General features: G+C 67.1%; 28 protein-coding genes. 25 read left to right on the top strand and 3 right to left on the bottom strand.

The window, feature by feature from the left end; all coding sequences use genetic code 11:
* The 5 genes from istB to C1706_RS01935 all read left to right on the top strand — a co-directional run bounded on the left by istB (position 1) and on the right by C1706_RS01935 (position 2,632).
* Complete coding sequence (gene istB, locus C1706_RS01955; RefSeq protein WP_284690542.1) at positions 1-786, top strand: IS21-like element helper ATPase IstB; 786 nt, start codon at positions 1-3, stop codon at positions 784-786.
* A gap of 60 nt (positions 787-846) precedes the next feature.
* Complete coding sequence (locus tag C1706_RS01950) at positions 847-1,266, top strand: SRPBCC family protein (RefSeq protein ID WP_129457505.1); 420 nt, start codon at positions 847-849, stop codon at positions 1,264-1,266.
* Entirely contained in the window at positions 1,263-1,673 is a 411-nt protein-coding gene (locus C1706_RS01945) for an EVE domain-containing protein (RefSeq protein ID WP_129457504.1), read from the top strand. Before C1706_RS01950 ends, C1706_RS01945 begins: the two co-directional genes overlap by 4 nt.
* Complete coding sequence (locus C1706_RS01940; protein ID WP_129457503.1) at positions 1,670-2,125, top strand: MarR family winged helix-turn-helix transcriptional regulator; 456 nt, start codon at positions 1,670-1,672, stop codon at positions 2,123-2,125. The genes C1706_RS01945 and C1706_RS01940 overlap by 4 nt, the downstream gene beginning before the upstream one ends.
* 96 nt (positions 2,126-2,221) lie before the next feature.
* Positions 2,222-2,632 carry an ABC transporter permease gene (locus C1706_RS01935; RefSeq protein WP_206660927.1) on the top strand — a complete coding sequence of 137 codons (411 nt, stop codon included), beginning with the start codon at positions 2,222-2,224 and terminating at the stop codon, positions 2,630-2,632.
* A gap of 71 nt (positions 2,633-2,703) precedes the next feature.
* On the opposite strand, the gene C1706_RS01930 is transcribed toward C1706_RS01935, so the two are convergent.
* Positions 2,704-3,309 carry a ScbR family autoregulator-binding transcription factor gene (locus tag C1706_RS01930; RefSeq protein WP_129457502.1) on the bottom strand — a complete coding sequence of 202 codons (606 nt, stop codon included), beginning with the start codon at positions 3,307-3,309 and terminating at the stop codon, positions 2,704-2,706.
* Positions 3,310-3,417: 108 nt separating this feature from the next.
* Between C1706_RS01930 and C1706_RS01925 the strand changes: the two genes are divergently transcribed.
* The 5 genes from C1706_RS01925 to C1706_RS01905 all read left to right on the top strand — a co-directional run bounded on the left by C1706_RS01925 (position 3,418) and on the right by C1706_RS01905 (position 6,393).
* The gene (locus C1706_RS01925) at positions 3,418-3,687 is read left to right on the top strand and encodes a hypothetical protein (protein WP_180316825.1); all 270 of its coding nucleotides are present in this window, start codon (positions 3,418-3,420) and stop codon (positions 3,685-3,687) included.
* Positions 3,688-3,823: 136 nt separating this feature from the next.
* Positions 3,824-4,129 carry a hypothetical protein gene (locus tag C1706_RS01920; RefSeq protein ID WP_129457501.1) on the top strand — a complete coding sequence of 102 codons (306 nt, stop codon included), beginning with the start codon at positions 3,824-3,826 and terminating at the stop codon, positions 4,127-4,129.
* Between the two features lie 18 nt (positions 4,130-4,147).
* Entirely contained in the window at positions 4,148-5,212 is a 1,065-nt protein-coding gene (locus C1706_RS01915; RefSeq protein ID WP_129457500.1) for a zeta toxin family protein, read from the top strand.
* A gap of 98 nt (positions 5,213-5,310) precedes the next feature.
* The gene (locus C1706_RS01910; protein WP_129457499.1) at positions 5,311-5,514 is read left to right on the top strand and encodes an antitoxin VbhA family protein; all 204 of its coding nucleotides are present in this window, start codon (positions 5,311-5,313) and stop codon (positions 5,512-5,514) included.
* Positions 5,515-6,192: 678 nt separating this feature from the next.
* Complete coding sequence (locus C1706_RS01905; protein ID WP_129457498.1) at positions 6,193-6,393, top strand: hypothetical protein; 201 nt, start codon at positions 6,193-6,195, stop codon at positions 6,391-6,393.
* 16 nt (positions 6,394-6,409) lie between these two features.
* On the opposite strand, the gene C1706_RS01900 is transcribed toward C1706_RS01905, so the two are convergent.
* A complete protein-coding gene (locus tag C1706_RS01900) occupies positions 6,410-7,957 on the bottom strand; it encodes a recombinase family protein (RefSeq protein WP_241653370.1) in 1,548 nt (515 codons plus the stop codon).
* A gap of 238 nt (positions 7,958-8,195) precedes the next feature.
* Entirely contained in the window at positions 8,196-8,846 is a 651-nt protein-coding gene (locus C1706_RS01890; RefSeq protein ID WP_206660926.1) for a TetR family transcriptional regulator, read from the bottom strand.
* Positions 8,847-8,931: 85 nt separating this feature from the next.
* Here C1706_RS01890 and C1706_RS01885 point away from each other — a divergent pair, with 85 nt between their 5' ends.
* The 15 genes from C1706_RS01885 (at position 8,932) to nusB (ending at position 23,890) form a co-directional block, all read left to right on the top strand.
* On the top strand, positions 8,932-9,534 hold the full coding sequence (locus C1706_RS01885; protein WP_129457496.1) for a biotin transporter BioY: 603 nt from the start codon (positions 8,932-8,934) through the stop codon (positions 9,532-9,534).
* Between the two features lie 8 nt (positions 9,535-9,542).
* On the top strand, positions 9,543-10,586 hold the full coding sequence (gene bioB / locus C1706_RS01880) for a biotin synthase BioB (protein WP_129457669.1): 1,044 nt from the start codon (positions 9,543-9,545) through the stop codon (positions 10,584-10,586).
* 102 nt (positions 10,587-10,688) lie between these two features.
* Positions 10,689-12,500 carry an aspartate--tRNA ligase gene (aspS, locus tag C1706_RS01875; protein ID WP_129457495.1) on the top strand — a complete coding sequence of 604 codons (1,812 nt, stop codon included), beginning with the start codon at positions 10,689-10,691 and terminating at the stop codon, positions 12,498-12,500.
* Positions 12,501-12,691: 191 nt separating this feature from the next.
* A complete protein-coding gene (locus C1706_RS01870) occupies positions 12,692-14,080 on the top strand; it encodes a replication-associated recombination protein A (RefSeq protein WP_129457494.1) in 1,389 nt (462 codons plus the stop codon).
* A 70-nt stretch (positions 14,081-14,150) separates the two neighbouring features.
* On the top strand, positions 14,151-14,552 hold the full coding sequence (locus tag C1706_RS01865) for a DUF948 domain-containing protein (RefSeq protein ID WP_129457493.1): 402 nt from the start codon (positions 14,151-14,153) through the stop codon (positions 14,550-14,552).
* Positions 14,549-14,800 (top strand): hypothetical protein, encoded by a 252-nt coding sequence (locus tag C1706_RS01860; protein ID WP_129457492.1) that lies wholly within the window; start codon positions 14,549-14,551, stop codon positions 14,798-14,800. The genes C1706_RS01865 and C1706_RS01860 overlap by 4 nt, the downstream gene beginning before the upstream one ends.
* Positions 14,797-17,475 carry an alanine--tRNA ligase gene (gene alaS, locus C1706_RS01855; RefSeq protein ID WP_129457491.1) on the top strand — a complete coding sequence of 893 codons (2,679 nt, stop codon included), beginning with the start codon at positions 14,797-14,799 and terminating at the stop codon, positions 17,473-17,475. Before C1706_RS01860 ends, alaS begins: the two co-directional genes overlap by 4 nt.
* Complete coding sequence (gene ruvX / locus C1706_RS01850; RefSeq protein ID WP_129457490.1) at positions 17,472-17,954, top strand: Holliday junction resolvase RuvX; 483 nt, start codon at positions 17,472-17,474, stop codon at positions 17,952-17,954. Before alaS ends, ruvX begins: the two co-directional genes overlap by 4 nt.
* Positions 17,951-19,099 carry an endolytic transglycosylase MltG gene (gene mltG / locus C1706_RS01845; RefSeq protein ID WP_129457489.1) on the top strand — a complete coding sequence of 383 codons (1,149 nt, stop codon included), beginning with the start codon at positions 17,951-17,953 and terminating at the stop codon, positions 19,097-19,099. Before ruvX ends, mltG begins: the two co-directional genes overlap by 4 nt.
* Positions 19,100-19,171: 72 nt before the next feature.
* On the top strand, positions 19,172-20,359 hold the full coding sequence (aroC, locus tag C1706_RS01840) for a chorismate synthase (RefSeq protein ID WP_129457488.1): 1,188 nt from the start codon (positions 19,172-19,174) through the stop codon (positions 20,357-20,359).
* Positions 20,356-20,859 carry a shikimate kinase gene (locus C1706_RS01835; protein ID WP_129457487.1) on the top strand — a complete coding sequence of 168 codons (504 nt, stop codon included), beginning with the start codon at positions 20,356-20,358 and terminating at the stop codon, positions 20,857-20,859. The genes aroC and C1706_RS01835 overlap by 4 nt, the downstream gene beginning before the upstream one ends.
* Positions 20,856-21,944 carry a 3-dehydroquinate synthase gene (aroB, locus tag C1706_RS01830; RefSeq protein WP_129457486.1) on the top strand — a complete coding sequence of 363 codons (1,089 nt, stop codon included), beginning with the start codon at positions 20,856-20,858 and terminating at the stop codon, positions 21,942-21,944. The genes C1706_RS01835 and aroB overlap by 4 nt, the downstream gene beginning before the upstream one ends.
* Positions 21,944-22,621, top strand: coding sequence for an FMN-binding negative transcriptional regulator (locus tag C1706_RS01825; protein ID WP_129457485.1), 678 nt, complete (start codon positions 21,944-21,946; stop codon positions 22,619-22,621). Before aroB ends, C1706_RS01825 begins: the two co-directional genes overlap by 1 nt.
* A 100-nt stretch (positions 22,622-22,721) precedes the next feature.
* On the top strand, positions 22,722-23,291 hold the full coding sequence (efp, locus tag C1706_RS01820) for an elongation factor P (protein ID WP_129457484.1): 570 nt from the start codon (positions 22,722-22,724) through the stop codon (positions 23,289-23,291).
* Positions 23,288-23,890 (top strand): transcription antitermination factor NusB, encoded by a 603-nt coding sequence (gene nusB, locus C1706_RS01815; protein WP_241653368.1) that lies wholly within the window; start codon positions 23,288-23,290, stop codon positions 23,888-23,890. The genes efp and nusB overlap by 4 nt, the downstream gene beginning before the upstream one ends.
* Positions 23,891-23,901 lie beyond the last annotated feature (11 nt).

Genomic DNA, 23,901 nt, shown 5'->3' with positions numbered 1-23,901 from the left:
GTGACCCCGCTGCTGCGCCGCCGACGCCCGATGACCGACGAAGCCGCCGCGGCCGCTACTGACAGCGCTTTGAGGCGGCTACGGCTGCCGACCATGCGAGGGGTCCTCGATGAAGCCGTCAGCACCGCGGAGAAGGAACAGCTGTCCTACATCGGATTCCTCGCTGAGCTCCTCCTCGCCGAAGTCGATGATCGGGACCGCCGCTCCACCATCCGCCGCGTCGCCACAGCAGGCTTCCCACGTCCGAAATTCCTCGACGACATCGACTACGACGCCAACCCTCACCTCACCGCCGCTACGATCAACACTCTCGCGCAAGGCGACTGGGTCCGCCGCGGCGACCCGCTCTGCCTGATCGGCGACTCCGGCACCGGCAAATCCCATCTGCTGATCGGGCTCGGCACCGCCGCTGCGGAGAAAGGGTTCCGGGTCAAATACACGCTCGCGACGCGGCTCGTAAATGAGCTCGTCGAAGCCGCCGACGAGATGCAACTCGCGCGCACGATTGCCCGCTATGGAAGAGTCGATCTCCTCATCATCGACGAGCTCGGCTACATGGAACTCGACAAACGAGGAGCCGAGCTCCTCTTCCAAGTCCTCACCGAACGCGAAGAGAAAGCCTCCGTCGCGATCGCCACGAACCAGCCCTTCAGTGAATGGACGAGAACTTTTACAGACCCCCGCCTCTGCGCCGCGATCGTCGACCGGCTCACCTTCCACGGCACGATCATCGAGACCGGCACCGACTCCTATCGCCTCGCCCACACTCGACAATCAGTGAACTAGCATCTGACGCGAAGTCGGGCAGGATTCGCAATCAATATAATATGCGTGCATACTAAATGGATGGAGAAGATAAGTACGCACGTTGCTGAAACGCCGCACCCACCCGAGACCCTCTACCGGCTCTGGGCGGCTCCGATGACCTGGGCGTCGTGGGACCCGGACGTCGCCGAGGTCCAATTCTCGGGAGAGGCGATCCTCGGAGCGAGCGGGTGGATGCGGCCTTCATCGGGCCCCGCGACGACCTTTGAGATCGTGGCACTGGAGACGGATCGACTTTTGACGACGACGTCTCGAATGCCGGGGGCAAAGTTGCTCTTCGAGCACCGGGCAGAACCTCTTGACGCCAGCACGCGAGTGACGGTGACGATCGGCGTTGACGGGCCACTGAGGTGGTTCTGGCGGCGAGTCTTGGGAAAGAGTTTCGCCGGTGCCGCGGAACGCAACGTTCGCGGGCTGATCGACTACTTGGATGCCGCATGAGCCGCGGCTGGCTCGGCGTGGTGTCTGCCGAACACGTTGCGCGAGGTGTCGGCCTCGGCATCGCTCAGATCAATCACGGCAAGCGTGGTCCTTTGGCGCGGATGAGAAGTGGCGACACGCTCGTCTACTACTCGCCGACCGTCACGCGCGGAGTGGCCGACAACTATCGATCCTTCACAGCGATCGGCACGTTTCCGGACGACGACATCTGGCAAACCGACGAGGGATCATTCAGGCCTTTCCGCCGTCGTATCGACTACCTGGCGAGCAAGCCTGTCCCTCTGACCGAACTCCGCAGCCGACTCGCGCTCACATCCGCCCCGGGCTGGGGCCACCAACTGCGCTTCGGCCTCATTCCCCTGGACGCCGATGACGTGAAAACCCTGCGAGGGACGATGACGTCATGACCCCCCTCGCGAGCCGATTCCCAAGCCCCGAGCAGAGCCCTGGATTCATCCTCTGGCACCTCACCCACGCTTGGCAGCGCACAGTTCGCGCGGCGCTCACGCCACACGACCTGACACACGTGCAGTTCGTACTCCTGGCAACTCTCACCGCGCATGAAACGCCTTTGACGCAACGCCAGCTCGCCGAGTCGGCCTCGACCGACCCCATGATGACCTCACAAGTGGTCCGCGCACTCGAGAAAAAGGGACTTCTGGAACGACAGCCCCACCCAAAGGACGGCCGGGCAATCCTCCTCGCGCCCACCACAGGAGGCAAGGACCTCATCACCAACGCGAACCGCTCGGTCGAGGATGCCGACGAGTCCTTCTTCGCCGCGCTCGGCGCAACAGGCACCCACCAACTGACCGCCCTCCTGGCAACCCTGCGGCACTCCCATCAGCAACCCCGATGAACCCACGCGCCCCCTTCGCCGGCCGACGTGGTGGTCCCGAATCAAAGTGACACACCGGTCTCAGAACAGATTGACATTCTCAACGCGCAGTCGCTCGTGGACTCACTGGACAGCGTGTTCACCCTCATCAAGACCTTCGCGATCATCCTCGCCGTCGTGGTCCTGTACAACCTGGGGGCGCTGAGTTTCACCGAACGCGTCCGCGACTACGCGACCCTGCGCGTGCTCGGCTTCCACCACGGGGAACTGCGATCCCTGGCCAGCCGAGAGAACATCACCACCACCCTCATCGGGTGGCTTGCCGGCATCCCCGCCGGCTGGTGGTTCCTCGGCCAATACGTCGGCCTATTCAGCACCGACCGGGCCAGCTACCTACCCAGCATCTCGACAGCCAGCCTCGCCATCGCCTCGGCCATCACCATCGTTTTCGCGATGACCGCGACACTGTTGCTGACGCGACGCATCAAGGGCATCGACATGACCAGCGCCCTCAAGGGCGTCGAATAAGACCACGGGCGGGGGCTGCCTCAATCAGCCACATGAGGCAGCCTCCGCAGGAACGGGAAACAGGAGCGCGGTCAGGCCGAGTCGCGGGCTTCGATTCCGGGCAGAAGCAGATCCCACATGGCTTCGACTCGCTCGACGATGTCGGCGCTCCCGGTGAGCTGATGTGAGATCTCCTGAGCCCCGAAGAATCCTGCCACGATCTGCCAGGCCACAGCCTCGACATCGAGCCCGCGCCGTACTTCACCGAGGTCCTGGGCTTCACGGACATGCCCGGCCACTGTCTCGACCCACGGCAAGAACGGGGTCGGTAGATCAATCCCGATGACATCCGCCTCACGCATCAACCGCAAGGGCGCGCGCACACCTGGCTCATCGCGGTAACTCTGCGCAACTTGGGCCGAGAGCCAGCGCAGCGCCGTGAGGCCTTGCAAACTCTGACGCGCGACTTCGGCTAAAACTGCTTCCCACGCGGAGAAGTAGGTGTCGACCACGGCACTGGCGAGGGCCGCCTTCGACGGGAAATGGAAGTACACCGTGCCCTTGGTTACCTCAAGGCGAGCAGCGATCTCGCTAAGAGCGACAGAAGCGTAGCCGCGCTGGTCGAACTCCTCGGCAGCCACTCGGAGGATGCCCGCACGGGTGCGGACACGTTGCTGCTCACGCAGGGTTGTTTGCACACCACACCTTCACTGACCGGCCGACGAGTATCCCACCACACTACCAGCCGGTTATGCTCACGCACTCTGCTCGGCGTCCGCGGGCGAAGCCCGGGCCCGCGGAAACCGGTGCGGTCGGACTCGGCGGGGGCGTTCGTTGACGAGCGGGAGCCGACCGGAGCCGGTGAGCTTGATGCCGCGTTCGCGGCGCTGGCCGATCATCTGGCCGAGCGCGACGGCTGGACGGCACCGGTGTGGGCTCTCGACCCGGCACGGCGCACCACGGCCTGGTATCCCTCGGTGCCCGCGATCTTCCGCGCGGATGCGGACCGGGAAAGCCCGCGGGCGTTCCGGCAGCGCGGGATCTTCCTCACGGCCCGATCACTACTCAGAGCCTGACCGGGAAGACGACGCGGGCCTGTATCGCCGTCCGGTCTTCGAGGCGGGTGCACGGGCTCGGAGAGTTCACGGGAGCCACACCGGTGCGGAGATCGGCCGAGACGGTAGAATGGAGGGTGTAGGAGGTTGATGCCCGATGAGTCAGACAGCACCGGTGGCCCCGTCCACGGATTCTGTGCGCGCCTGGTACGACCAGGCGCTGGTCGAGGACGCGATGGTCTATGACATCACGCGTGAGGCCGCGACCGTGCTCTCCTCCCTCCTGCTCACCCGCATGAGCGAGGCCACCGACGACGGTGCCCGTGAGCACTGGGCCGCCCGCCGTCGTCTTGTCAAGCAGCAGACCAAGGCCCTCGACCCGGCCGACCGTGCCGGGCTGATCGCCCAGCAGCAGGCATGGGTGCACGAGGCGCAGGCCCTGACCGACCTGCCCCTGACCTAACCGACGGGGCAGAACGGGGTGGCCGCGCCGGAGTTCGACAGCCCTCAGTGGCTGGCGTGGCAGTTCGAGCACATCGCCCGTGAAGACATCTTCGGCGACTACGCCCCGACCCCAGAGAGTCCGCGGCTGGTGCTGCTGGGCGGGCAGCCGGCGGCGGGTAAGACCGTCGCTCAGGACGCGATCCTGGCAGAAGACCCGACCCTGGTGCCGATCACCGGGGATGACCTACGCGAGTACCACCCGGACTACGCCCGGTTGATGGTCGAGGAACCCTTGGCGATGCCGGAGAAGACAGCACCGGTCTCGGGCGGACTGGTGCGTCTCGCTCTCGATCATGCGTTGGCACACCGGTTCTCGGTGCTGTTGGAGGGCACGTTCCGTGACCCGGAGATGGTCACCGGCACCGCCTCGCGGTTCGCCGAGGCCGGGTACCGGGTCGAAGTCGTCGCCGTGGCGACCCCGGCGGCGGTCTCACGCCTATCGGCCCAGCAGCGGGCGCTGGCGGCCGCGTATCCCGGGATCGGCCGGTGGACCCCACCACAGGCGCACGAGACCGCATTGGCGGGCTCTCCAAAGGTTGTGGCCGCGCTGGAGGCGTTGCCGTTCATCACCAGGGTGCGGGTGTTCTCCCGCGAACGGCTTCTCCACGACACCACCGGCGAGTCGGCGGCAGGGTCGGTCTCGGCCGCCGACGTGCTCCAGGGCGAGCAGACCCGCCGCCTGGCCCCGGGCGAGGCGCTGGCGTGGCTGGCCCGGTATGAGCAGGTCTTCGCTCTGGCTCGGGCACGGCCGGGCTATCTCGGCCCGGTCACGGCACCGGCGTTCCGGCTCCTGCAAGCCGATGCCCAGACCATGATCGACACCGCCACGACAGTGCCCGGTGTGGACACTGCGGAGCTGGACCAGCAGCAGCGCTGGCGCAGGCTCTACGTGGAGCAGGTCGCCCCCGAACCGGCCCGGACCAAGGCCAGGCGGGCGCTGCGCCGCCTGACCGGTGGCCGCAATCCCGGCCGGGAGGACCCGTGGCAGGCACCGGGCAGGTCCGGACCGGACCGCCGTGACCCGCCCGGCCGCAGCCTCTGAACGTAACAGTCCGGAAGCGCCCCGTACCTATGGGATTCGGGAGAACAGCGACCAGGAGAATCACGGCACCAGAGGGGTAAAGGAAGGAAGCAGGCGCGATGGACAGTACCGGACCGGCCTCGCGGGTCGGTATCGACTGGGTCGAGGCGCAGGTGACGGCCGGGCAGCGGATGGCTGGGGCCGAGGAGACCGACGCCGACCGTGCCCTGGGCCGCCGGGACCTGGCCGGGGAACTCACCGCGGATGAGGCTATCGCGATCCGGCTGGCCCAGATCGACCGTGCTCATGGGATCACGCGGTGACACCCCGCAACGGGTACGCCGAATCGGCGGCCGCGTCACCCGGCCATGGGGACGGGTCCGCAAAATGTGCGGACCCGTTGGTCACGGCGAGACGCCGAGTGGAACGGGGCGGGAAATTTTCGCAGCCCGTTCGACTACGGTGCCGCTACCGTGGCGGCACCGGCACCCCCCAGGTGGGTGGGCTGTGGTGGTGCCGATTCGGCACCACCACGCCACCTGCGTGCGCGAGACGGAGGAAGGTCAACGGGGCCGGAAAATTTCCGGTACCGTTCGCCTGCCGCAGCCGGGGCGTGTGCGGTCCCGCAAAATTTGCAGGACCGTGCACCGGGGCACGGTGGTGAAAAATTTTCACCCCCGTCAACAACGTCTGACGGTGGTGCCAAAATGGCACCACCGTGGAACATAGGGGCGGGCTGACGGTGACGGCAACTTGCAGGCACCGTGGAACCCTCGCTGTTCGGGTGCGGACGGTGCGGGAAAACTTCTCCCACCGTGAAGCCTGAGCGGTGGCCGTCACGGGGGTGCCGAATCGGCACCCCCGTGCCCGACCCCGACCTGGGGGTCTTGACGGGCACGACAGCACTGAACATGCACATATAGTAGCTCGCATCCGTTTGGATGGCTAGATGCAGTGGTTGCTTTTTTCTGTGCGCGGGTGTATGAGCGTACCTGACAGGTATGAGCAGCATCCGGACACTTCAGACCCAGACCACCGATCGAGACCACGCCGAGTCCGAGGAGGCTTCGGCGAGCACCGTCGCCGAGGCGGAGCGCGAACGCATCCGGGCCGCTGCGCGTGAGGCAGCGGCCCAGTTCCCGCCGATGAGCAGCGAGCTGGTCACCCTGGTGCGCAACACCCTGCGTGGGCGCACCCGGTGACCAGCCCGCCATCGGGTCATCGGGTGCGGGGCTCCATGAGCACCCGGCCCGGTTCGAAGGCGTTCTGGCCGCGGTTCTGCGTTTGCTGGATACGGATGTCGAACCCGGCCTTGATGATCGCCCGCTGCTCCGCCAGTGACAGCTCGCTCCAGGCCGCCCGCAGGTCCGGGGCCGTGACCAGAGCCTTGACGCGGGCGTCGGTAATCGGCGGGATCAGCTCCCGCTCTGCGTCCGCAATCTGCGGACGCAGGGTCTGTTCGACCTTCGTCAGCGTGTCCAGATTCAGCTCCCCGGCTGTGTACTGGGCGATCGCTTCATCCAGCCGGGTCTGCAACGCCGCCCGGCGATCCTGCGCCGCATCGGCCTTCGCGACCCACTCGCCCCCGTCGTCGCCGGTGAGCCGGGCGAGGTTCTCAGGTCTCTCGAACCAGGCCAGCACTGCCTCCTCGACGTAGTCGTCCAGGCCCTGCTGGGCGATGGTCGTCTTGTAGCAGCCGCGGAAGCCGCAGTAGTACTTCACCGCATCCGCCTGCTTCTTCCGCCGCAGCACGGCCCGCTTCAAGGGGCGTCCGCAGTAGTGGCACTTGGCGATGTGGGTCATCAGCGTCTTCGCCTGTGTACCGCCGCCGCCCTTGACCCTGCGGCCGGGGTCGGCGAACAGGCGCTGAAGCCTCTGGAACGTCTCCCAATCGATCAGCGGCTCCCACTGCGCCTCCCCGATGATCTCGCCCTGATAGACCCGCTTACCAGCGATCGTGGGATTCTCCAGCACCTGGCGGACCGTGTTCGCCTCCCACCCGCGCGGGGCCTCGGTCCAGGACTTCATCGGGGTTGGCTCCCCGGCATCCTGGAGCCGCATCGCCACCGAGTGCAGCGACTTACCCGCCAGCACGTCACGGGCCGCATCCCTGACGATCTGGCCCTTGTGCGGATCAGGCTCCTGCCGCAGCAACACCCCGGTGAGCTGGTCATAGATCCGCCGGTACCCATACGGGAGACGGCCGTGGGGGCGGCCGCGCTCGGCATTGAGCTTCACGGTGCGCAACTGGCGTTCGCGCATCGTGTCCGCGTCGGCTTCGGCCCGTAAGAACTCCCAGCCCATCGCAAACGAGTCATCCGATCGGGTGAAGTCGTACACGCGTCCGTGGGTGAGGTAGAGGACGTTGGCTCGGCGGCAGGCCTTGCGCAGCTGCACGTAGACCTCCAGGTCACGCGCGGCCCTGGAGGGTTCCCAGGTGACGAACCCGCCGTGCTTGCCTTCCTCGATCAGGGCCATCACCTCGTCGAAGCCCTCGCGGATCTTCTTCCGCCACTGGGAGGCGGAGCGGTCGGAGTCACGCACGATCACGTCCGGGTACCAGCGCAAGGGCTCGCACCAGGACACGCAGTCCAGCAGCTGGTCGTTGATCGAGCGCATGAGCTTCTTGCGGTCCTGGGACGCTCGTCCGTAGACGATGGCCGGCGTCCAGTCGTCGTCCGCGACCTCGCGGAGCCGTGCGATCGAGGCTTCCAGCGAGGTGGAGAGTTCGGGGGCTTCGAGCATGGAGTCAGTAGTGGTGGTCATGGACATGAGGTACGCCTGCCTTCCCTACCCCCTACCTCCTGACTCGCTGAGCCGACCAACAATCTCGACCTGGCCAGCATCGATGCTCTGGTCGCGGCACTGTCGGCCTACCGCGGAGCCTTGGTGGTGGTCAGCCATGACCAGGGATTTCTGGGTCGGATCCACCTCGACGTCGTCTTGGAACTCGACGCCGAGGGGAACCTCCTGCCCACCGACCTGCCGTCGTGAGGGCCAGCGATCAGGCCCTTCCGGTGGCTGCGCCTGCATCACGCGAAGGCGTAGCCCCCGGGTCTGCGGAGGCCGGGAGCAGGGTCGTGTCGCGCTGCTGCAGCCCGGCGATCAGGGTGTCGACCCCGAAACGGAAGTCCGCCTCGGTGACGTCGGGATGCAGGGGGGTGGGCTGGCCGGGCCGCACCCCCAGGGAGTCGTATTGCCGTCGCTGCTGCTCCAAGGAGACGTGGCTAAGGACGAAATGAAGCAGGGTGGATGCCGCTCGGCGTGTGGTGAGGGCGTCGAACGTGCTGCTGCGTAGGGCGGCGATCAGGCGCGTGAGGGCGGGGTTGTCGCCGAGCCCGAGGGCGAGCGAACTGGACACGATTTCGGCGCTGTCTCGGTGGGCCAGCAAGGCGTCGCGGAGGGCGAATGCTTCGGCTCGTAGATGCTTGTCCCAGGCGGATTCCGGGTGGGGCTGTGGGCCGGCCAGCACGATGCGGTCGGCGAGGGTGGCCAGCAACGTCTGTTTATTGGGGAAGTGCCAATACAGCGCGCTGGCCTGTACGTCGAGCGCCGAAGCCACGCGGCGCATCGTGAGGTCGGGCAGCCCCTGCCGGTCGAGGATGTCCAGTGCCGCGGTGACGACATCGTCGGGGGACAGCTTCGGGCTCTGCACCCGCCAGATTCTACCGGTGGCCACGGGCGGGATGCCGCGCTGCTATCTTGAACACTGTTCAATGAACATCGTTCAGGAGGCTTCTATGTCCACACAGGTGATCGCGCCACCGCGCTACCTCGCCACCGCTCGCGACGCGAGCCTGGTGGCCGACATCGCGCTCGTGCTCGGAGGCACCGCCCTCATCACCGCTTCAGCGTTCGTGATTGTTCCGCTGCCTTTCACCCCGGTTCCCATCGCCCTCTCCACGTTCACCGTCATGGCCACCGGCGCGGCGCTGGGCCCTCTGCGCGGGACGCTGAGCGCCGCGCTGTACGTACTCATCGGCATGCTGGGCGCACCGGTGTTCGCGAATGGTCACTCGGGGGTCGCGTTCCCGACGTTCGGATACCTGATCGGGTACGTGATCGCGGCGTGGGTCGTGGGGCAACTCGCCCGCCATCAAGCCGATCGACGCGTCGGGACGACCCTGGCGCTGGGCGCATTGGGGACGCTCATCCTCTACGCATGCGGTGTCCCCTGGCTGGCGGTGTCCCTGGGGATCGACCTGGGCATGGCCATCCAACTGGGCGTGGTCCCCTTCCTGATCGGAGACACCCTCAAGGTGCTCGCCCTCGCCGGGCTGCTGCCCTCGCTGTGGCGCCTGGTGGCCCGGATTCGCCCCGATGATCGGGCCGGTGCGCGGTGAGGGACTATGTGCGCTTGGCCCGCGATATCAGCGCCGGGGCGGTCCTGGATCAGACGACCGCGCTGGAACTCATGCAGACTCCTGAGTCAGAGGTGCTCGACCTGGTCTACGCCGCGAGCCTGCTGCGCCGCGAGCACTTCGGACGCCGCGTCCGGCTCAACTACTTGGTCAACCTGAAATCAGGCCTGTGCCAGGAGGACTGCAGCTATTGCTCCCAGGCTTTGGGCTCACAGGCACCCATCCTCAAGTACAGCTGGCTGGAACCCGAGGAGGCCGTGCGCCAAGCAGAGGCCGGGATCGCGGGCGGGGCTGCGCGCGTGTGCCTGGTGGCGAGTGGGCGAGGCCCGATGGATCGCGACATCGAACGAGTCTTTGGCATCGCCGAGGCGCTCAAGCACGAGCACCCCGACGTGGAACTGTGCGCATGTCTGGGCCTCCTCCGCGACGGGCAGGCCGAACGACTCGCGGAGGCTGGCATTGATGCCTACAACCACAACATCAACACCGCAGAGTCCCATCATGATGAGATCGTCTCGACGCATCACTACAGCGATCGCGTCGAGACCATCGAGAAGGTGAAGCGCGCGGGGGTGTCGGCGTGCAGCGGCCTCATCGTCGGGCTGGGGGAGACGGACGCCCAGATCGTGGAGGCACTTCTCGCGCTGCGTGATCTGGGTGCGGATTCGATCCCGATCAACTTCCTCGTCCCCTTCGATGGGACGCCCCGGGCGGGACAATGGGAGCTCACCCCGCTGCGTTGCCTCACGATCGTCGCGCTGGCCCGGCTGGCCTGTCCCGACACGGAAATCCGGCTGGCGGGCGGCCGAGAGATCCATCTGCGCGGGCTGCAGGGGATCGCGCTGCATGCGGCGAACTCGCTGTTCCTGGGGGACTACCTCACGGCAGAAGGCCAGGCGGCAGCCGACGATCTCGCGCTCATCGCCGACAACGGTTTCACGGTGGAGGATCACTCCCTCGAGCCAGTCGGTGCCGGGGTATCCGCCGTCGCGCGGGCGCGCGGAGCGGGCACCGCAGTCCTCCCGAACGCCTGACGGGGGCTCGGGCCGCCTGCCGCCGCCGGGGCCATGGCGGCGGCGGTAGGCTGGCCTGACGTGCCCGCACCGTCTATGCGGGGCGAAGAAAGGAACACACGCATGCTGCGAACGCGCAACGCAGGCACCCTCGGGCTCGCCGATGTCGGCTCGACCGTCACCCTGGCGGGGTGGGTCGCCAAGCGTCGAGATCACGGCGGGGTCGCCTTCATCGATCTGCGAGACGCTTCGGGAATCTGCCAGGTCGTCGTCCGGGACGAGTACCTGGCCTCTGCGGGCATCCACGACCTGCGCAACGAGTTCTGCATTCAGGTGACCGGCGTCGTCGACGCGCGGACCCCGGAGAATGTGAACCCCACCATCCCCACCGGCGAGGTCGAGGTGGCGATCCGCGAACTCGAGGTGCTCAACCCCTCGGCGCCGCTACCCTTCCAGATCGACGAGCGCACCACCGTCGGGGAAGACGCCCGCCTGAAGTACCGCTACCTGGATCTGCGGCGCCCGCGCCAGCACGACGCACTCGTGCTGCGCTCGAAGGTCACCCATGTCATCCGCGACGTGCTCGACGATCTTGATTTCTACGATGTCGAGACGCCGACCCTGACGCACTCCACCCCCGAAGGTGCCCGCGACTTCCTGGTTCCCGCACGGCTGCACCCTGGCAAATGGTACGCGCTGCCCCAAAGCCCGCAGTTGTTCAAGCAACTGCTGATGGTGGCTGGCATGGAGCGCTACTACCAGATCGCGCGCTGTTACCGCGATGAGGACTTCCGTGCCGATCGCCAACCCGAGTTCACCCAACTCGATGTCGAGATGAGCTTCGTCGATCAAGACGACGTCATCGCCGTCGCTGAGCGGATCATCGCCGCGTGCTGGAAGCTCATCGGGGTCGACGTAGCCCTGCCGCTGCCACGGATGACCTGGCACGACGCCATGGACAACTATGGCTCGGACAAGCCCGATCTGCGTTTCGGCAACACGATCCGCGAGCTCACCTCGTTCTTCGCCGACACGCCCTTCCGTGTGTTCCAGGCCCCCTATGTCGGTGGCGTGGTCATGCCCGGGGGAGCGTCGCTGCCGCGTCGCCAGTTCGATGCGTGGCAGGAGTGGGCCAAGCAGCGTGGCGCACGCGGGCTGGCCTACATCACGGTGGGCGAGGACGGCACGCTGGGTGGGCCCGTCGCCAAGAACATCTCGGACGCCGAACGCGACGGCATTGCCGCAGCCATGGGCGCCAACCCTGGCGATGCCATCTTCTTCGCTGCAGGACCGCGGGAAACCTCCCAGGAGTTGCTGGGGGCAGCCCGCTTGGAGATCGGACGCCGCTGCAATCTGTTCGACCCGAACGATTGGGCTCTGCTGTGGGTGGTGGACGCGCCCATGTTCAAGCCGACCGCCGAAGCCGTTGCCTCCGGTGACGTCGCGGTCGGGGAGGGTAAGTGGACGGCCGTGCACCACGCCTTCACCTCGCCTAAGCCCGAGTCGTTGGCCGCCTTCGACACCGACCCCGGCTCCGCGTTGTCCTACGGCTACGACTTCGTCGCCAACGGCAACGAGGTGGGCGGAGGCTCGATCCGTATCCATCGCCGCGATGTCCAAGAGCGGGTCTTTGCCGTCATGGGCATCGACGCTGAGGAGGCGCAGGAGAAGTTCGGCTTCCTGCTGGACGCCTTCGCCTTCGGGGCCCCGCCGCACGGCGGCATCGCGTTTGGTCTGGACCGGCTCGTCATGCTGCTGGGCGGCTTCGACACCATCCGCGACGTGATCGCCTTCCCGAAGTCCGGAGGTGGCTCCGATCCGCTCACCGGAGCCCCGGCGCCGGTTTCGGCGCTCCAGCGCAAGGAGACGGGCGTCGACGCCAAGCCCGAGGCGGAGAAGGCAGCCGCCGAGCCGAAGGCCGACGCCTCGGCCTGATCGTCTGCCATGGCTCCAGGGGCGGCGCGTCACCTTGACGGTGGGGCGCCGCCCCTGGTTTCGGCTCGTTGAGTCGGAGTTCACCCCCGTTGCTCGGCCTCGTGGCGGGTGGTGATCGCCCCGCTCCCCGTGATCGCCCTCAGGGAAACGGTGGCGGCGCAACCGTCGGGGCCGACCGCTAACCTCGAGACGTGACCGACCTGTTTGGCAATCCCGATCCTGCACAAGCGGCTGCGGTGGCACGGACAGGCGGTTCACTCTCCGGCGCCGGGCACGGTGCAGGTCCCTTGGCTGTGCGGATGCGTCCCACGTCGCTGGACGAGATCGTCGGGCAACAACACCTGTTGGGGCCAGGCTCGCCGCTGCGTCGGCTGGCCTCCGGGCAGGCGATGTCGGTCTTCTTGTGGGGGCCACCGGGAGTCGGCAAGACCACGATCGCCGCCGTCGTCTCTCATGCCACCAGCCGACGCTTTGTCGAACTCTCCGGTGTGACCGCGGGCGTGAAAGAGGTGCGTGCCGAGTTGGATGCGGCTCGCCAGCATCTGGCACGCGGGGTCGGCACGGTGCTGTTCGTCGACGAGGTCCACCGCTTCAACAAGGCGCAACAAGACGTGTTGCTTCCCGCAGTGGAGAACCGGCTCGTGACCTTGATCGCTGCCACCACCGAGAACCCCTCCTTTTCCGTGATCTCCCCGCTGCTCTCACGCTCGCTTCTGCTGACCTTGAAGCCGCTGACCGACGACGACATCAACGCCCTGCTGGATCGGGCCCTGACCGATGAGCGTGGGCTCCGCACACCCGAGGGCGGGCTGTTCACGCTCGACGCCGACGCCCGGGCGACCCTGGTGCGGCTGGCGGGGGGCGATGCCCGTCGCAGCCTCACCTACCTCGAAGAAGCAGCAGCCTCGGCGTCCGCCTTGGGCACCGACGCGATCACGCCCGAAGCGGTGGAGTTGGCCGTGGACCGCGCAGCGCTGCGCTACGACCGAGACGGGGATCAGCACTACGATGTCATCAGTGCCTTCATCAAGTCGGTGCGTGGCTCTGACGTGGACGCCGCGCTCCACTACCTGGCACGCATGCTCGCGGGCGGCGAGGATCCGCGCTTCATCGCCCGACGGCTCATCATCTCCGCCAGCGAAGACATCGGGATGGCGGCGCCGTCGGTGTTGCAGACCTGCGTGGCCGCCGCGCAAGCCGTCCAGCTCATCGGCTTGCCCGAGGCCGAGCTCACGTTGGCCCACGCCACCGTCGCCTGCGCCACCGCACCAAAGTCGAACGCGGTGTACCGGGCCATTGCCGCAGCCAAGGCCGACGTCGCCCAAGGACACTCCGGCAGCGTGCCGCCCCACTTGCGCGACGCCCACTACTCCGGTGCCGAAAAGCTCGGGCACGGGGGCGGCTACCGGTATGCCCACGACTTCCCGCATGGCGTCGCCGCTCAGCAGTACCTGCCCGACGAACTGACGCAGGCTCGGTACTACGAGCCCACCCAGCACGGCAACGAAGCGCAGCTCACCGAACGGTTAGCAGCGATCCGCTCATTGCTCGGGCGCGACGACGCCTCTGCGGCGGACTGACCCGTCACGGGCCCACCGTGATCCTTGCCTGGCCGCTCCCCGTTGTCTGGCCTGCACTAGGCTCGCGGGCATGACTGTCGCAGAGATCGCCGGACTCATTGCCGCGTGTGCGTTCGTCCTCCTGGTAGGCATGTGCGCGATTCCCCTGCTGAAGCTCGGCACATTGCTCGACGAACTCGTGGCTGCGGTCAAGGACGTGAACGCTGCCACGGCGCCGATCTTGAGCGAACTCCACGGCACCGTTGAAGCCGCCAATGCCGAACTGGACCGCCTCGGCGGAGTCACCAGTGAGGTGGAGAAGGTGACCGCTGATGTCGCCAAGGTGAGCGGGCATGCGTCTCGCGTCGCGGAGAACACGGCCACCTTGTCTTCGATCTGGCTGGCCGCTTTCGGCCGCCCCCTGATCGCGCTTGCGTCCGCGCTGCACGGCTTCCGCGCCGCCATCACCAGCAAGGTGAGCGGTTCCCGATGAGCCGCACGTTCTGGTTCCTGACCGGCGTCGCGGCCTCCGCGTTCGTCGCAGTGAAGGGGCGGCAGTATTATCGGCGACTGACACCGGCAGGGATGGCCGAGGAGTTGGAGCGCAAGGCCGAAGGCGTGGCCGATCAGGCCAAGGTCTGGGTCGATGACTTCGCCGCCTCCTATGCGGCGGCGCGGGCTGCGAAGCAGTCCGAGCTGACAGCCCTGCTGACCAAGGACGAAAGAAGACAACTGTCATGAAGACCGCTGAGATCCGGCGCCGGTTCCTCGACCACTTCGTACGCGCCGGCCACACCCTGGTGCCGTCCGCGTCCCTGGTCTACAACGACCCCACGTTGCTGTTCGTGAATGCAGGCATGGTGCCATTCAAGCCCTACTTCACCGGCGCCGAGACGCCCCCCTTCCACACCGCGACTAGCTGCCAAAAGTGCGTCCGCACCCTTGACATCGAGGAAGTCGGCAAGACCACGCGGCACGGGACGTTCTTCCAGATGAACGGCAACTTCAGCTTTGGGGAGTACTTCAAGGAAGGTGCGATCAAGCACGCCTGGGGGCTCATCACGGGATCGCAGGAATCCGGTGGCCTCGGGTTCGACGGAGACAAGGTCTGGGTGACCGTGCTGGGGCCCGGCTTCCACCCCGACTTCCCCGACGGCGACGTTGAGGCGATCGAACTGTGGAAGCAGATGGGGCTGCCCGCTGAGCGCATCCAGTTGCGCGATCTGAAGGACAACTACTGGAACATGGGCGTCCCCGGCCCCGGTGGTCCCTGCTCGGAGATCTATATCGACCGCGGCCCCGAGTTTGGGCCTGAGGGCGGTCCTGCGGTGGACGAGGACCGGTTCCTGGAGATCTGGAACCTCGTGTTCATGCAGCAGGAGTTGTCTGCGGTGCGCGCGAAGGACGACTTCGATGTCCTGCGTCCGCTGCCCAAGCCGAACATCGACACCGGCATGGGTCTGGAGCGGGTCGCCTACCTGATGCAGGGCAAGGACAACCTCTACGAGATCGACCAGATCTTCCCGGTCATCGAGAAGGCCGCTGAGCTGTCGGGGAAGCGTTACGGCACCAACCACGACGATGACGTGCGGATGCGGGTCGTCGCCGATCACGTGCGCTCCGGTCTGATGCTGATGACTGATGGCGTCACTCCCGGTAACGAGGCGCGCGGCTACGTGCTCCGCCGCCTGCTGCGCCGCAGCGTGCGCGCGATGCGTTTGCTGGGCGTCCACGATCCGGTGCTGCCTGAGTTGTTGCCGGTGAGCAAGGCGTTGATGGAGGAGTCCTACCCCGAGATCGCCACTGAGTGGGCGCGTACGTCGTCGTCGGCGTACGCCGAGGAGGAGTCGTTCCGCCGTACTCTGGCCGCGGGCACGCAGATCTTCGACGTGGCCGTCACCAAGGCGAAGGAATCCGGCGCCTCCACGTTGGGCGGTGATCAGGCCTTCCAACTGCATGACACCTATGGGTTCCCCATCGACCTGACGTTGGAGATGGCCGCCGAGGCTGGCCTGGCGGTGGATCGCGCCGAGTTCACTCGCCTCATGGGCGAGCAGAAGGCCCGCGCGAAGGCCGATGCCCGCGCCAAGAAGGGCGGCGCGGCCAACGTCGCCGCCTACCGAACGTTGCGCGACGCGGGCGAGACGCCGTTCCTGGGCTACACCGAGTTGGACGTCACCAGCCGTGTGCGCGGTATCGTCGCCAACGGCGAACTGGTGACCAGCGCGCGACCCGGCGACATCGTCGAGGTCATCTTGGACGAGACGCCGTTTTACGCCGAAGCGGGCGGCCAGGACGCCGACGCGGGCGTGTTGACCGCCTCGGGTCTCCAACTCGATGTGTTGGACGTGCAGCGTCCCGTCCAGGGACTCGTGGTGCACAAGGCCGTCGTGAACGAGGGCGAACTGGTCACCGGCGCGGAGATCCGCGCCGAGGTCGACCCGGACGCCCGGTTTGGCGCCTCGCAGGCCCACACGGCTACTCACGTGGTCAACGCGGCGCTGCGCCAACTCCTCGGAGATGCGACGCACCAGGCTGGCTCGTACAACAAGCCCGGGTACCTGCGATTCGACTTCAACGCGCATAAGGCGCTCAGCTCCACGATGCGCTCGGAGTTGGAGGGCATCGTCAACGAGGCCGTCCGCGACGACTTTGCGGTGACGGCGACCGAAATGCCGCTCGCCCAGGCGAAGGCGCTCGGCGCGCAGGCCATGTTCGGGGAGAAGTACGGCGAGGTCGTTCGTATGGTCGAGCTCAACGGCCCCTGGTCGCGGGAACTGTGCGGTGGCACGCATGTGCGCAGCACCGCCCAGATCGGCCTGGTCGATCTGATCGGTGAGGGCTCGGTCGGATCGGGCATCCGTCGCGTCGAGGCGCTGGTGAGCACCGACGCGTTCTCGCAGTTCGCGAGCGAGCGGGCCCTGGTCAGCACGCTGGCAGACACCCTCAAGACGCAACCCGACCAACTGGTCGACCGGGTGGAGAAGCTCCTGGGCCAGTTGAAAGCCGCCGAGAAGCAGATTGCCGACCTGCGGCAGCGCGAACTGCTCAGCAACCTTGACGCCTTGGTGGCGGCGGGGGTCCAGGCCGGAGCGGTGACGTACATCGGCACGCGCCTCCCGGGAGTCTCGGGCGGGGATGCTCGCACCCTCGCCATGGCGCTGCGGGACAAGCTCGCCGCTCAGCCAGCCGTGATCGCCCTGATCGGCGGCGACGCCAAGCCTGCGCTGGTCGTTGCCACGACCGGGCCTGCCCGCGAATTGGGTGCTGCGGCTGGTCGGCTGGTGGGGCTCGGGGCGGCCCAACTGGGGGGCAAGGGCGGCGGCAAGGATGATCTCGCCCAAGGCGGCGGCGCGGATGCCTCCCGCAGCGATGAGGCGTTGGCGGCGATCCGGGCGGCGTTGCCGCAGTCATGACCGACGGCACCTACGGGGTCCGGTTGGGGCTGGACTGGGGCAAGGCGCGTATCGGGGTCGCCGCGTGTGACGCCGCGGGCGTCTTGGCCTACCCCGTCGAGACGATCACTCCAGCGTCGGACCGGCGCGTCGTCACTGAACGCCTGCGTGCCATCGTCGCCGAGTACGAGCCCGTGGTGGCCTACCTGGGGTTGCCGCGGCACCTTCGTGGCGGTGAAGGCGAGGCAGCCGCGATGGCGCGTGACGGCGCCGAACTGGTGTCGCGGCTGTTCCCCGACCTGGAGGTGCGGCTGGTGGATGAACGACTCACGACGGTGACGGCCACGCGACAACTGCACGATGCGGGGCGCTCCAGCCGCACGCAGCGTTCCGTGATCGACCAGGCTGCCGCCGTGGCAATCTTGAACCAGGCGCTCGATGGCGAACGGGTGGCGATGGCCCGCGTCGGCGAGCGCATCGATGGAAGGAATCTCCGATGAAACCTCGACGCGCGCGCGAGCCCCGGCTTCGGGATCCCGAGACCGGGGAGTGGGACTTCCCCGAGGTCAAGCACCGGGCGAAGGGCTGGATCGCCGTCGCCTTGGCGCTCGTCATCGTCTTCGGTGGCATCTGGTTCGTGGGAGGCAAGGCGTGGGACGCCTGGATGTCGTTCCGCACGAAGGACGATTACATCGGGACTGGCGTCGATCCGATCCAGGTAGAGATCCCTCGCGGCGCCTCGATGACGGCTGTCGGCAAGCTCTTGCAGGACAAGGACGTCGTCAAATCCTCCGACGCGTTTCGTCGGTACGCCCAATCCCGGCCCGATGAGTCCTCGCGTGTGCAAGCGGGGCAGTACAACCTGAAAACGCAGATGTCGGTGATGGCCGCGTTCGACGCGCTGCTGGATTCCAACAACCTGGTCCGTAACACGATGCAGTTGCGCGAAGGGCAACGGACCAGCGAGCAACTGGCGGCTATGGCGGCGGCGACGAAGCTGCCGGTGGCCGACTTCCAGGCGATCGCCGCAGCCCCCGGGAATCTCGGGCTCCCCGCGTGGGGCAAGGGCAATGTCGACGGTTTCCTGTTCCCCGACACCTACGAGTTGGGCAGCACCCCGACCGCGTTGGGCACCATGAAGGTGACCGTGGACAACTTCAACAAGGTGGTGGAACGCAACGACTGGGTCACCCAGGCCACCAACTCCCCGGCCAAAGACCCCTACACCGCGTTGGTGATGGCCAGCCTGGTGGAGCGGGAGGCGATGACCACCGAGGACCGGCAAAAGGTCGCGCGAGTGTTTTACAACCGTCTCGCCAAGGGCCAAAAGCTGGAATCGGATGCCACGGTGGCCTACGCCAACAACATCACCGGCAGGGTCACCACGAGCCCTGAAGAGCGCAAGATCGACTCCCCCTACAACACCTACCTGGACAAGAACGCAGGCAAGTTGCCCCCCACGCCCATCACGTCGCCCTCGGAGGATGCGATGGAAGCGGCCGTGACCCCGGCCGAGGGGAACTGGCTCTTCTTCGTCGTGGTCAACCTGGATACGGGGGAGACCGTGTTCAGCGACACCTACGAGCAGCATCAGGCGGCGGTGGCCAAGTTCCAGGAGTTCTGCAAGACCTCCGACAAGTGCTGAACGGGCGCTAAGGGGCGTCCGCACCTCGCCCCGGGTGCGGTCCGCCTCGGCCCCTGTGGCAAAGTTGCCGACATGCTGCGTTACCTAACGGCGGGGGAATCTCATGGGCGGGCGCTGGTCGCCACCCTGGAGGGCATTCCGTCCCACGTGTCCGTGTCCACCGCCGACATCGCCGATGCGTTGCGTCGCCGACGACTGGGGGTGGGGCGAGGCGCCCGGATGAAGTTCGAGGTCGACGAGGTCACGTTGCTGACCGGCGTGCGCCACGGCGAGACGCTGGGCTCGCCGTTGGCGATCATGATCGCCAACACCGAATGGCCCAAGTGGGAGACCGTCATGGCCCCCGACGCGGTCGATGAGGACGTCTTGGCCGCCCAAGCCCGCAATGCGGCGTTGACGCGGCCGCGTCCCGGGCACGCGGACCTGGCGGGCATGCAAAAGTACGACTGGGACGAGGCACGTCCCATCCTTGAGCGGGCGTCCGCGCGCGAGACCGCTGCGCGGGTGGCGCTGGGTCGTGTCGCCACCAACTTCTTGGAGCAGGCGTACGGGATCGGTGTGGTCAGCCACGTCGTTGAGATCGGTCCGGTCGTCAGCCAGGGCACTGCGGTGCCCACGGTTGCCTACCGGGACGCGATCGACGCCGATCCGGTCCGGTGTTTCGATCCCGCATCCTCGGCCCGGATGCTGGAAGAGATCGATGCGGCGAAGGCGGCTGGAGACACGCTGGGTGGCGTCGTCGAGGTCGTCGTGACGGGTATGCCTCCTGGCATCGGGTCGCATTCCCAAGGCGACACGCGGCTGGATGCCCGGTTGGCCGGGGCGCTCATGGGGATCCAGGCGATCAAGGGCGTGGAGATCGGCGACGGTTTCGCCCTGGCGCGCACGCGCGGGTCCGCCGCCCACGACGAGATGGTGCTCCACGGCGAGCACATCGCCCGCGTCTCCAACCGATCCGGGGGCACCGAAGGTGGCATGAGCACCGGCGAACTCCTGCGGGTCCGTGCCGCGATGAAGCCGATCGCCACCGTGCCGCGCGCCCTGCGGACGGTCGACACCACCACCTTGGAGCCCGCCGCGGCCCACCATCAGCGCTCCGACGTCTGCGCGGTGCCCGCCGCGGGTGTGGTGGCCGAGGCCATGGTGGCTCTCGTGCTCGCCGAACTGATGCTGGAGAAGTTCGGCGGTGATTCGCTGGGGGAGACCTCCCGCAACCACCAGGCCTACCTCGACCGGCTGGCGGCCCGGCGGCTCGCGTGAGCGCCATCGCGCTGATCGGCGCCCCCGGGAGTGGCAAGTCAACGCTAGGGCCCTTGCTGGCCCAGCGGCTCGACGTCCCGTTCGTCGATGTGGACGCCGTGATTGAGGAGCGCGAAGGCCGCAGCATCCGCGACATCTTCGCCGATGACGGCGAGGACGCCTTCCGTGCGCTGGAGGCCACCGTCACACTCGAACTCCTGACGGGTTCAGGCGTGGTGAGCTTGGGTGGGGGCGCACCGCTGACCCCGCAGATCGCCGAGGCGCTCGATGGGGTGCCCACCGTCTGGCTGCAGGTGGATGCGCATCACGCCGTGACGCGCATCGGGTTGGACCAAGGGCGTCCGCTGCTCGCCGGTGGGGGCATCCGGGGCACCTTGATTGCCTTGCTGAAGGCTCGCACGCCCGTGTATGCCTCACTGGCTACGGTGTCGGTCGACACCAACGGACGCGAACCCGACGCTCTGGTTGACGTGATCGTCGCCGCATTGGAGGAAGCATGAGTTCGACCCTCGAGACCGTCCCTGTTGCCGCGGAGCGGCCCTACGACGTCACCGTGGGCCGTGGGGCGACGGCTCTGCTGCCCGGCCTGGTGGCAAGCAGTGATCGGGTGGCGCTGATCCATCCGGTCGAACTCAGCGACCAGGCGGAGGCGCTCGCGGGGCAGGTGGACGCCGAGGTGCTGCTCCTGGCGGCACCGCCGGGAGAGGCGGCGAAGACGACGAGTTTCCTCGCCGATTGTTGGGATGCCCTGGCCGGGGCGGGTTTCACTCGCAGCGACTCGGTCGTCGGGTTTGGTGGCGGTGCCACGACGGATGTGGCGGGCTTTGTCGCGGCGACGTGGCTGCGCGGCGTCCGCTACGTGTCGGTGCCCACCACCTTGCTGGCCATGGTGGATGCCGCCGTGGGGGGCAAAACCGGGATCAACCTGCCAGCCGGCAAGAACCTGGTGGGGGCGTTTTGGGAGCCGGCTGCGGTGCTGGCCGACCTCGACGTGCTCGCCACCCTCCCCGTCGACGACCTGCGCGGCGGCTTGGCCGAGATGATCAAACACGGTCTCATCGCCGATGAGCGCACCCTGGAACTGGTGGAGAACGATCCGGCGGCCATGCTCGATCCCGCCTCCGATGCGCTGGCCGAGGCGGTGACCCGGTCCATGCACGTCAAGGCGGGCGTGGTGAGCGGTGACCTGCGCGAGGCAACCAGCCACGGCACACACGTGGGGCGCGAACTGCTCAACTATGGGCACACCCTCGGGCACGCCATTGAAAGGCGCGAGCATTTCAGGTGGCGGCACGGGTATGCGGTGTCGGTCGGCGTTGTGTTTGCGGCGCTGCTCTCGCGCAACCTGGGTCACGCCGATGAGGCGTTCGTGCAGCGCCACCAGCGCCTGTTGACCTCGGTGGGGTTGCCCACCACCTACGATCCCGCGGCCTACGACGATCTGCGCGCCACGATGAGCCTGGACAAGAAGACCCGAGGCGATGCGCTGCGCTTCGTCTTGTTGGACGAGGTCGGGTCGCCGTTCATCGCGCAGGCACCCGATGAGGCGGTGCTGCGGGCGACATATAAGGAGTTGACGCGCTGATGTACATTCCCCGGCACTTCGCCATGAACCCCGCACGGGTGACGGAACTGCTCCAGGCGGCGACCACGGCCCAAGTCGTGACCGCGCACGAGGACGGCCCGGCGGCGACGCTGTTGCCGCTCCTGTGGCGCCCCGACGCTGAAGGTGAGGGTTGGGGCTCCCTGATCTTCCACGTGGCACGCGTCAACCCCCTGTGGAAGCGCCCGTACCTGGGGGAGGCCTTGGCGATCCTCTCGGGGCCCGAGGGCTACATTCACGCGGACTGGTTCTCCTCCCAGCAGGCCTCACCCGGCGTGTCGACCTGGAACTACGCCACCGTGCACGCGTACGGGCCACTGGTGATCCACGAGGATCCCGCCTGGGTGCTCGCCGCCTCGCGCCAACTGTCATCGCGGCACGGCGCCGACCTGGATCTGGTCGATCCGGATGCCGTGGAGAAGATGCTGCGCGCCATCGTCGGCATCGAACTGCGCATCACCCGCGTCGAAGCGAAGGACAAGTTGAGCCAGAACCGCTCCCCTGAGGACGTTCAGGGTGCCATCGACGGCGTCCGCGCCACTGGCAACGAGAGTCTGGCCGATGCCATGACCGAGGTCAGCGTTCCGCACGCCGAGGCGCGCTATCGGTTGTTGCGTGATCTGGGGCAGAGGAAGAGGCCCGGCGTCCCGCGCACCTAATCTGAGGAAGGACCGACGCCACACAGGGGTCACGGGGACGCACGAGGCCCGGCATCCGGTAGAGTGGCCCGTCGGAAACGTCACGCCGGAAGGACACTCCATGCCCACGATTTCGACCAACGACCTCAAGAACGGCACGGTCCTCGACCTCGATGGCCAGCTGTGGCAGGTCATTTGGTTCCAGCACCACAAGCCTGGCAAGGGCAACACGGTGGTGCGCAGCAAGCTCAAGCACGTGCTGAGCGGCAAAGTCGTGGACAAGACGTTCAACTCCGACACCAAGGTCGAGAGCGCCCAGGTGGACCGCCGCGAGATGCAGTACCTCTACAACGACGGCGACTCCTACGTCTTCATGGACACGACCAGCTACGAGCAGGTGAGCATCCCCTCGGACACGGTCGGCGATGCGGCCGACTACATGCTGGAGAACCAGAACGCCATGGTCGCGCTCCACGACGAAAACCCGCTCTACATCGAACTCCCGGCCTCGGTCGAGTTGGAGATCACCTACACCGAACCCGGCCTCCAAGGCGACCGCAGTTCCGCGGGTACCAAGCCCGCCACGCTGGAGACCGGCAAGCAGATCCAGGTGCCGCTGTTCATCGAGGCTGGCACCAAGGTCAAGGTCGACACCCGCGACGGTAGCTACCTCGGCCGGATCAACGGGTGACCGAGCCCGCTCTTCCCCCGCACGGCCGGATCGCGAACCGCGACAATTCGCCCCGGACGAAGGCTCGCAAACGCGCTCTCGACATCTTGTTCGAGAGCGAGTTGCGGGAACGGCCGACTGTCGAAACCCTCGCGGATCGGGTTGCGCTGGCCGAGCCGCCGGTGCGCCCGTTCACGATCGACCTGGTCAACGGCTATCTCGAATTCGCCGAGGTGATCGACAGCGTGCTGGTCGACAGCCTCGCCGATGGGTGGACGCTCGACCGCATGAACCGGGTCGACCGTAACCTGGCGCGCATCGCAATCTACGAAATGATGCACACCGACACCCCGCAGCGGGTAGCGATCGCCGAGGCGGTCGACCTGGCTGCGGAGTTGTCGACCGACGACTCCCCGGCGTTCGTCAATGCTGTCTTGGCGCGTGCCACCGACGTGCTGCGACGACGCACGCCCGACTCCGCAGCCGCTGAGGCGTCGGAGACCGCAACGGACGACGCTGCGGCAACGGGCCATTCGACACCATCAACGTCCACCGCGTCCGGCGGTAGCGACGTCAGCCACTCGGCTCCGGACCCGACGGGGGACCCGGCCCAAGGATGAGAAGGGACGCA

Origin of the sequence: Propioniciclava flava (assembly GCF_004126535.1) — a bacterium.
In the GTDB taxonomy this organism is placed as follows: Bacteria; Actinomycetota; Actinomycetes; order Propionibacteriales; family Propionibacteriaceae; genus Propioniciclava; species Propioniciclava flava.
This window is presented reverse-complemented; position numbering and strand designations above follow the sequence as displayed.